The organism is Providencia sp. PROV_01 (assembly GCF_053098325.1).
Genome location: NZ_JBRFKD010000014.1, coordinates 1 through 8,712, shown reverse-complemented (window position 1 = coordinate 8,712; position 8,712 = coordinate 1). Strand labels below are relative to the sequence as shown.

At 58.0% G+C, this 8,712-nt stretch carries 11 protein-coding genes and 1 pseudogene; 3 read left to right on the top strand and 9 right to left on the bottom strand.

What is annotated here, in order from left to right; all coding sequences use genetic code 11:
* Nucleotides 1-67 precede the first annotated feature (67 nt).
* Genes ACU696_RS21035 through mphR(A) form a run of 3 tightly spaced genes read left to right on the top strand, consistent with a single transcriptional unit; the run spans nt 68 to nt 2,792 of the window.
* A complete protein-coding gene (locus ACU696_RS21035; protein ID WP_000219387.1) occupies nt 68-973 on the top strand; it encodes an Mph(A) family macrolide 2'-phosphotransferase in 906 nt (301 codons plus the stop codon).
* The gene (gene mrx(A) / locus ACU696_RS21030) at nt 970-2,208 is read left to right on the top strand and encodes a macrolide resistance MFS transporter Mrx(A) (protein ID WP_000004159.1); all 1,239 of its coding nucleotides are present in this window, start codon (nt 970-972) and stop codon (nt 2,206-2,208) included. The genes ACU696_RS21035 and mrx(A) overlap by 4 nt, the downstream gene beginning before the upstream one ends.
* Nucleotides 2,208-2,792 (top strand): macrolide-binding transcriptional repressor MphR(A), encoded by a 585-nt coding sequence (gene mphR(A), locus ACU696_RS21025; protein ID WP_001137892.1) that lies wholly within the window; start codon nt 2,208-2,210, stop codon nt 2,790-2,792. The genes mrx(A) and mphR(A) overlap by 1 nt, the downstream gene beginning before the upstream one ends.
* A gap of 87 nt (nt 2,793-2,879) precedes the next feature.
* Here mphR(A) and ACU696_RS21020 read toward each other — a convergent pair whose 3' ends face one another.
* The 9 genes and pseudogenes from ACU696_RS21020 to ACU696_RS20980 form a co-directional block, all read right to left on the bottom strand.
* Entirely contained in the window at nt 2,880-3,119 is a 240-nt protein-coding gene (locus tag ACU696_RS21020; RefSeq protein WP_031942717.1) for a hypothetical protein, read from the bottom strand.
* A 165-nt stretch (nt 3,120-3,284) separates the two neighbouring features.
* Nucleotides 3,285-4,049: an IS6-like element IS6100 family transposase gene (locus ACU696_RS21015; protein ID WP_001389365.1), complete on the bottom strand. Its 765-nt coding sequence runs from the start codon at nt 4,047-4,049 to the stop codon at nt 3,285-3,287.
* Between the two features lie 117 nt (nt 4,050-4,166).
* Nucleotides 4,167-4,235, bottom strand: a pseudogene (locus ACU696_RS21010) (EAL domain-containing protein); the annotation flags it as partial.
* A 320-nt stretch (nt 4,236-4,555) separates the two neighbouring features.
* Nucleotides 4,556-5,056, bottom strand: coding sequence for a GNAT family N-acetyltransferase (locus ACU696_RS21005; RefSeq protein ID WP_000376623.1), 501 nt, complete (start codon nt 5,054-5,056; stop codon nt 4,556-4,558).
* A gap of 127 nt (nt 5,057-5,183) precedes the next feature.
* On the bottom strand, nt 5,184-6,023 hold the full coding sequence (gene sul1 / locus ACU696_RS21000; protein WP_000259031.1) for a sulfonamide-resistant dihydropteroate synthase Sul1: 840 nt from the start codon (nt 6,021-6,023) through the stop codon (nt 5,184-5,186).
* A complete protein-coding gene (locus tag ACU696_RS20995; RefSeq protein WP_000679427.1) occupies nt 6,017-6,364 on the bottom strand; it encodes a quaternary ammonium compound efflux SMR transporter QacE delta 1 in 348 nt (115 codons plus the stop codon). Before ACU696_RS20995 ends, sul1 begins: the two co-directional genes overlap by 7 nt.
* A 163-nt stretch (nt 6,365-6,527) precedes the next feature.
* On the bottom strand, nt 6,528-7,319 hold the full coding sequence (aadA1, locus tag ACU696_RS20990; protein WP_001209508.1) for an ANT(3'')-Ia family aminoglycoside nucleotidyltransferase AadA1: 792 nt from the start codon (nt 7,317-7,319) through the stop codon (nt 6,528-6,530).
* A 16-nt stretch (nt 7,320-7,335) separates the two neighbouring features.
* On the bottom strand, nt 7,336-8,136 hold the full coding sequence (locus ACU696_RS20985; protein WP_000846390.1) for an oxacillin-hydrolyzing class D beta-lactamase OXA-10: 801 nt from the start codon (nt 8,134-8,136) through the stop codon (nt 7,336-7,338).
* 236 nt (nt 8,137-8,372) lie between these two features.
* Nucleotides 8,373-8,712 (bottom strand): DMT family transporter (locus ACU696_RS20980; protein ID WP_447343236.1); only part of this gene is annotated, 340 nt, incomplete at its 5' end.

Here is an 8,712-nt window from a genome sequence, read left to right as displayed (position 1 = left end):
CTTGAATATAACCGACGTGACTGTTATATTTAGGTGGCTAAACCCGTCAAGCCCTCAGGAGTGAATCATGACCGTAGTCACGACCGCCGATACCTTCCAACTGTACGCACTTGCAGCCCGACATGGGCTCAAGCTCCATGGCCCGCTGACTGTCAATGAGCTTGGGCTCGACTATAGGATCGTGATCGCCACCGTCGACGATGGACGTCGGTGGGTGCTGCGCATCCCGCGCCGAGCCGAGGTAAGCGCGAAGGTCGAACCAGAGGCGCGGGTGCTGGCAATGCTCAAGAATCGCCTGCCGTTCGCGGTGCCGGACTGGCGCGTGGCCAACGCCGAGCTCGTTGCCTATCCCATGCTCGAAGACTCGACTGCGATGGTCATCCAGCCTGGTTCGTCCACGCCCGACTGGGTCGTGCCGCAGGACTCGGAGGTCTTCGCGGAGAGCTTCGCGACCGCGCTCGCCGCCCTGCATGCCGTCCCCATTTCCGCCGCCGTGGATGCGGGGATGCTCATCCGTACACCGACGCAGGCCCGTCAGAAGGTGGCCGACGACGTTGACCGCGTCCGACGCGAGTTCGTGGTGAACGACAAGCGCCTCCACCGGTGGCAGCGCTGGCTCGACGACGATTCGTCGTGGCCAGATTTCTCCGTGGTGGTGCATGGCGATCTCTACGTGGGCCATGTGCTCATCGACAACACGGAGCGCGTCAGCGGGATGATCGACTGGAGCGAGGCCCGCGTTGATGACCCTGCCATCGACATGGCCGCGCACCTTATGGTCTTTGGTGAAGAGGGGCTCGCGAAGCTCCTCCTCACGTATGAAGCGGCCGGTGGCCGGGTGTGGCCGCGGCTCGCCCACCACATCGCGGAGCGCCTTGCGTTCGGGGCGGTCACCTACGCACTCTTCGCCCTCGACTCGGGTAACGAAGAGTACCTCGCTGCGGCGAAGGCGCAGCTCGCCGCAGCGGAATGAGCGAACGTCGATATAGCCCGCTCGCGACGCTGTTCGCGGCGACCTTTCTCTTCCGGATCGGCAACGCGGTGGCGGCCCTCGCGCTTCCATGGTTCGTCCTGTCTCATACAAAGAGCGCGGCCTGGGCGGGCGCCACGGCCGCTAGCAGCGTCATCGCGACCATCATCGGCGCGTGGGTTGGTGGTGGCCTCGTCGATCGGTTCGGGCGCGCGCCCGTCGCATTGATCTCGGGTGTGGTGGGCGGCGTGGCCATGGCGAGCATCCCACTGCTCGATGCCGTTGGCGCCCTCTCGAACACTGGGCTGATCGCTTGCGTGGTGCTCGGTGCCGCGTTCGACGCACCCGGTATGGCCGCGCAGGACAGTGAGCTGCCCAAACTCGGCCACGTCGCCGGGCTCTCCGTTGAGCGCGTCTCGTCACTGAAAGCGGTGATCGGGAACGTCGCGATTCTAGGTGGCCCGGCCCTTGGGGGGGCCGCAATCGGCCTGCTTGGCGCTGCGCCAACGCTCGGGCTGACGGCGTTCTGCTCCGTCCTTGCAGGTCTGCTCGGCGCGTGGGTGCTTCCCGCGCGTGCCGCTCGGACGATGACCACGACGGCGACTCTCTCCATGCGCGCCGGCGTCGCTTTTCTCTGGAGCGAACCCCTGCTGCGCCCTCTCTTTGGTATAGTGATGATCTTCGTGGGCATCGTTGGCGCCAACGGCAGCGTCATCATGCCTGCGCTGTTTGTAGATGCAGGACGCCAAGTAGCAGAGCTCGGGCTGTTCTCCTCAATGATGGGGGCTGGTGGTCTCCTTGGCATTGCCATTCATGCGTCGGTCGGCGCCCGGATATCAGCGCAGAACTGGCTGGCGGTGGCATTTTGTGGCTCTGCGGTGGGCTCGCTTCTGCTTTCACAGTTGCCAGGCGTGCCGGTGCTGATGTTGTTGGGCGCGCTCGTGGGACTGCTGACCGGCTCAGTCTCTCCCATTCTCAACGCTGCCATCTACAACCGCACGCCGCCAGAACTTCTCGGCCGGGTACTCGGCACGGTCTCGGCGGTGATGCTGTCAGCCTCGCCCATGGTTATGCTTGCGGCCGGCGCGTTTGTCGACCTTGCTGGTCCGCTCCCTGGCCTCGTTGTATCGGCCGTGTTTGCGGGGCTCGTGGCTCTACTCTCGCTCCGTCTTCAATTTGCTACAATGGCGGCGGCAGCCACAGCCTCCGCCCCAACCCATACAGAAGGTGAACACTGATGCCCCGCCCCAAGCTCAAGTCCGATGACGAGGTACTCGAGGCCGCCACCGTAGTGCTGAAGCGTTGCGGTCCCATAGAGTTCACGCTCAGCGGAGTAGCAAAGGAGGTGGGGCTCTCCCGCGCAGCGTTAATCCAGCGCTTCACCAACCGCGATACGCTGCTGGTGAGGATGATGGAGCGCGGCGTCGAGCAGGTGCGGCATTACCTGAATGCGATACCGATAGGCGCAGGGCCGCAAGGGCTCTGGGAATTTTTGCAGGTGCTCGTTCGGAGCATGAACACTCGCAACGACTTCTCGGTGAACTATCTCATCTCCTGGTACGAGCTCCAGGTGCCGGAGCTACGCACGCTTGCGATCCAGCGGAACCGCGCGGTGGTGGAGGGGATCCGCAAGCGACTGCCCCCAGGTGCTCCTGCGGCAGCTGAGTTGCTCCTGCACTCGGTCATCGCTGGCGCGACGATGCAGTGGGCCGTCGATCCGGATGGTGAGCTAGCTGATCATGTGCTGGCTCAGATCGCTGCCATCCTGTGTTTAATGTTTCCCGAACACGACGATTTCCAACTCCTCCAGGCACATGCGTAAACGGAGGTGTGCAGAGTCCCTGCGGCAGGCGACGAACACGACCGTCGTCGATTAGTACCGGTACGGTCGGTGGTATCGAAGTCTTGATCACCACTCAGGTCTACGGCTTACAAATGGTGACCATCCCGATACTTGCGTCAGAGCACCGGGCCGATTCTTTGACAGTGAATCACTCCCGTAAGGTTGTGCCGGTGTGGGTGTCCCGGGTCGAGACGATACTCCGCCAATGCGCCCAGCAAACAACCTGGCCATCGCAGGTGGTGGGGAGCGGTGTGGCGGATGAGTTGGACAAGTTGGTGTAGCAGCACGAGCACGGCGAGATAACATCGCAGGAGTTCGACATGCTCAAGAGACAGCTGATTGCGAATCGCGATGCAGATTCATAACCCGATTGCGGGTTGGCTTCACTCCACCATCACCGAGCAGACTAGCACGGCGGGCTCTGTTGCAAAGATTGGCGGCAGTCAGAGGTAGGCTGTCGCTCTGCGCCGATCAGGCGGCTGCTGCGAAATGGTGGTTGAGCATGCCCATGGCCTCCGTCAGCGCCGAGGGCCCAATGCCAAAAGCTCTCTCCACAAGGCGCACCTCGCCCCTGATGCCGGGCTGCAGGCACCAGGGGCGAGCCTGTCCTTTGCGCAGGGCTCGCATGACTTCGAATCCCTTGATCGTGGCATAGGCCGTGGGGATCGATTTGAAACCGCGCACCGGCTTGATCAGTATCTTGAGCTTTCCGTGATCGGCCTCGATCACGTTATTGAGATACTTCACCTGCCGGTGGGCCGTCTCCCGGTCCAGCTTTCCTTCGCGCTTCAATTCGGTGATCGCTGCACCATAGCTCGGCGCTTTGTCGGTATTGAGCGTGGCAGGCTTTTCCCAGTGCTTCAGGCCTCGCAGGGCCTTGCCCAGGAACCGCTTCGCTGCCTTGGCGCTGCGGGTCGGCGACAGGTAGAAATCGATCGTGTCGCCCCGCTTGTCGACTGCCCGGTACAGGTAGGTCCACTTGCCCCGCACCTTGACGTAGGTTTCATCCAGGCGCCAGCTCGGATCAAAGCCACGCCGCCAGAACCAGCGCAGCCGCTTCTCCATCTCCGGGGCGTAGCACTGGACCCAGCGATAGATCGTCGTATGGTCGACCGAAATGCCGCGTTCCGCCAGCATTTCCTCAAGGTCGCGATAGCTGATCGGATAGCGACAATACCAGCGCACCGCCCACAGGATCACATCACCCTGGAAATGGCGCCACTTGAAATCCGTCATCGTTCCGTCCGTCCAATCTCCGCCAAGCATGCTCAAGCTTCACGATTTTTGCAACAGAGCCCACACGAGTATTGAGCATAGTCGAGATTGGTGCAGATCACTTCTGATATTGAACTGTCAGGAGCTGGCTGCACAACAGCCATTACGCCCAATCAACTGGTGCAGTCGTCTTCTGAAAATGACATTTGGTATCTCTCATAAACGGATGTTTTTGAGAGAACTATCTTCGGCCTTCACACGCACGAAAGGCGGCGAAGCTCCGCCGTTAATCCGTCCGCCGGAGATCTCGCCCAGGCAGGCTGAAGGCCGAGCAAGCCTGACAGGCCCGAAAAGCCCGGCACGGGCGTCGGCGGCGATGACGGCGGCGGCATTATCCAGGGTTGATGATGGAAGTGGAGGATATCGACAACCTCTCGCGCAACCAAGACATCGCGGTCGGACTGCAAGTGATCTTGAAGCCACGGGCCCGTCCCACCCCGACATGGACCTCGATGCCCGAACGGACGTTAGATTTCGAGTTCTAGGCGTTCTGCGATGAAGGTTGGATCCCAGCCGGGATTGAAAGTGTCGACGTGGGTGAATCCGAGCCGCTCGTATAGGCCACGCAGGTTCGGGTGGCAGTCGAGCCGCAGCTTGGCGCACCCCTGCGTTCGCGCGGCATGGCGGCAAGCCTCGATCAGCGCGGAGCTGACACCCCGGCCCGCATGTGTCCGTCGCACCGCGAGCTTGTGCAGATATGCGGCCTCCCCCTTGAGGGCGTCGGGCCAGAACTCGGGATCCTCGGCCGACAAGGTGCAACAGCCGACGATGCCGTCGCTGCAACTCGCGACTAGGAGCTCGGATCTCAGGACGAAGGTCTCCGCGAATGTCCGGTCGATCCGCGCGACGTCCCAGGCGGGCGTTCCCTTGGCGGACATCCACGCCGCAGCGTCGTGCATCAGCCGCACAACCTCGTCGATATCACCCGAGCAGGCGACCCGAACGTTCGGAGGCTCCTCGCTGTCCATTCGCTCCCCTGGCGCGGTATGAACCGCCGCCTCATAGTGCAGTTTGATCCTGACGAGCCCAGCATGTCTGCGCCCACCTTCGCGGAACCTGACCAGGGTCCGCTAGCGGGCGGCCGGAAGGTGAATGCTAGGCATGATCTAACCCTCGGTCTCTGGCGTCGCGACTGCGAAATTTCGCGAGGGTTTCCGAGAAGGTGATTGCGCTTCGCAGATCTCCAGGCGCGTGGGTGCGGACGTAGTCAGCGCCATTGCCGATCGCGTGAAGTTCCGCCGCAAGGCTCGCTGGACCCAGATCCTTTACAGGAAGGCCAACGGTGGCGCCCAAGAAGGATTTCCGCGACACCGAGACCAATAGCGGAAGCCCCAACGCCGACTTCAGCTTTTGAAGGTTCGACAGCACGTGCAGCGATGTTTCCGGTGCGGGGCTCAAGAAAAATCCCATCCCCGGATCGAGGATGAGCCGGTCGGCAGCGACCCCGCTCCGTCGCAAGGCGGAAACCCGCGCCTCGAAGAACCGCACAATCTCGTCGAGCGCGTCTTCGGGTCGAAGGTGACCGGTGCGGGTGGCGATGCCATCCCGCTGCGCTGAGTGCATAACCACCAGCCTGCAGTCCGCCTCAGCAATATCGGGATAGAGCGCAGGGTCAGGAAATCCTTGGATATCGTTCAGGTAGCCCACGCCGCGCTTGAGCGCATAGCGCTGGGTTTCCGGTTGGAAGCTGTCGATTGAAACACGGTGCATCTGATCGGACAGGGCGTCTAAGAGCGGCGCAATACGTCTGATCTCATCGGCCGGCGATACAGGCCTCGCGTCCGGATGGCTGGCGGCCGGTCCGACATCCACGACGTCTGATCCGACTCGCAGCATTTCGATCGCCGCGGTGACAGCGCCGGCGGGGTCTAGCCGCCGGCTCTCATCGAAGAAGGAGTCCTCGGTGAGATTCAGAATGCCGAACACCGTCACCATGGCGTCGGCCTCCGCAGCGACTTCCACGATGGGGATCGGGCGAGCAAAAAGGCAGCAATTATGAGCCCCATACCTACAAAGCCCCACGCATCAAGCTTTTGCCCATGAAGCAACCAGGCAATGGCTGTAATTATGACGACGCCGAGTCCCGACCAGACTGCATAAGCAACACCGACAGGGATGGATTTCAGAACCAGAGAAAGAAAATAAAATGCGATGCCATAACCGATTATGACAACGGCGGAAGGGGCAAGCTTAGTAAAGCCCTCGCTAGATTTTAATGCGGATGTTGCGATTACTTCGCCAACTATTGCGATAACAAGAAAAAGCCAGCCTTTCATGATATATCTCCCAATTTGTGTAGGGCTTATTATGCACGCTTAAAAATAATAAAAGCAGACTTGACCTGATAGTTTGGCTGTGAGCAATTATGTGCTTAGTGCATCTAACGCTTGAGTTAAGCCGCGCCGCGAAGCGGCGTCGGCTTGAACGAATTGTTAGACATTATTTGCCGACTACCTTGGTGATCTCGCCTTTCACGTAGTGAACAAATTCTTCCAACTGATCTGCGCGCGAGGCCAAGCGATCTTCTTCTTGTCCAAGATAAGCCTGTCTAGCTTCAAGTATGACGGGCTGATACTGGGCCGGCAGGCGCTCCATTGCCCAGTCGGCAGCGACATCCTTCGGCGCGATTTTGCCGGTTACTGCGCTGTACCAAATGCGGGACAACGTAAGCACTACATTTCGCTCATCGCCAGCCCAGTCGGGCGGCGAGTTCCATAGCGTTAAGGTTTCATTTAGCGCCTCAAATAGATCCTGTTCAGGAACCGGATCAAAGAGTTCCTCCGCCGCTGGACCTACCAAGGCAACGCTATGTTCTCTTGCTTTTGTCAGCAAGATAGCCAGATCAATGTCGATCGTGGCTGGCTCGAAGATACCTGCAAGAATGTCATTGCGCTGCCATTCTCCAAATTGCAGTTCGCGCTTAGCTGGATAACGCCACGGAATGATGTCGTCGTGCACAACAATGGTGACTTCTACAGCGCGGAGAATCTCGCTCTCTCCAGGGGAAGCCGAAGTTTCCAAAAGGTCGTTGATCAAAGCTCGCCGCGTTGTTTCATCAAGCCTTACGGTCACCGTAACCAGCAAATCAATATCACTGTGTGGCTTCAGGCCGCCATCCACTGCGGAGCCGTACAAATGTACGGCCAGCAACGTCGGTTCGAGATGGCGCTCGATGACGCCAACTACCTCTGATAGTTGAGTCGATACTTCGGCGATCACCACTTCCCTCATGATGTTTAACTTTGTTTTAGCCACCAATGATGCCCTCACTTTCCATGATTTTGGTGGGAATGGATTTTCTTAGCGGCAACTTACTTTCGTTGTCTATATCCATGTTAAAGGCGAAAAAGTAAACCTCTGTCTCCTTCTCAACCCACCCAACCCACCATGCGACACCAGGATTTGACTCAGTTCCCACACCAGAAAAACCAGTTTTTGAATGCACTAGATATTCAGGTGCCGCCTCCGTTACCAAAGCCTCTTTTACTATTAGCTGGTTTTCTTTAGATGCTGACAATTTATTTAAATATAGAGACTCTAGAAACTCCACTTGATTAACTGCGGAAATTCTAAGCTGGCCTTCCAACCAGAATTTGTCAATGCCACCACTGATATTCTGGTTGCCATAGGAAAATTTTTTAAGGTATTTCTGCATTCTTACTTCGCCAACTTCTCTGGCGATTTGTTGAAATACGGGAACAGCTGAAACTTGTATTGCCCCTCTTAAGGTCAAGTCTCTTTCCCATTGCTTCATGGCTCTTGGCTTTCCGTCCCATTTGAAAACCTGATGCTCATTCTTTATGACACCAGTTTCTAGGCCGATAATTGCGTTGGGGATCTTAAATGTTGATGCTGGAAGATATTCCTTTGATGCACGAGCTAAGTCATTGGTAGCGCAGGATTTACTGCTACTTTTACAAAGCACGAAGACACCATTGACGGCTTCGGCAGAGAACTCTTTGTTCCAAGACGTATTTTCTGTAATTGAACCAGCTAATGCCGTACTCGAAAGACACGCGATAATTACATATGCGGCAAATGTTTTCATGGCACCTTCTTGGTGGCTAACGTTAATTCGACCTCAGAGGCGTTTAAGTCAAAATACCTCTGACGTCTAACATGATTAATCAAAGTCTGATTTTTTAACAAAATCAGAAAGATAGACGCGAAACTTTAAAACAAAGGCGTCAACACTTCAAGTAGCGATCTTTCGCTTCGGCGAGGCCTAACACCTGAGTTAAGCCGCGCCGCGAAGCGGCGTCGGCTTGGACGAATTGTTAGCGCTCAATGCGCCAGCTTCAAGGTGGCAACCCCAGCCACGATCAGAGCAACACCGACGTAACGCAAGAGGGATGTTGGATCGCCGTAGTACATAACCCCAACTAGAAAAGTGCCGGCGGCCCCAATCCCCGTCCAGACAGCATAGGCGGTGCCAATTGGGATTGTCTTCTGGGCGAGAAATAGAAGCGCGCCACTTGCACACATGAACAGCACTGCGACTGTAATGCCAGTCCAGCGAGTCTCGGGTACTTGGGCCATTTTCAAGCCTACAGGCCAGCCAATCTCCAAGAGCCCAGCGAGTAGAAGATAGATCCAGCCCACGACGAATCTCCCAGTTGAGTGC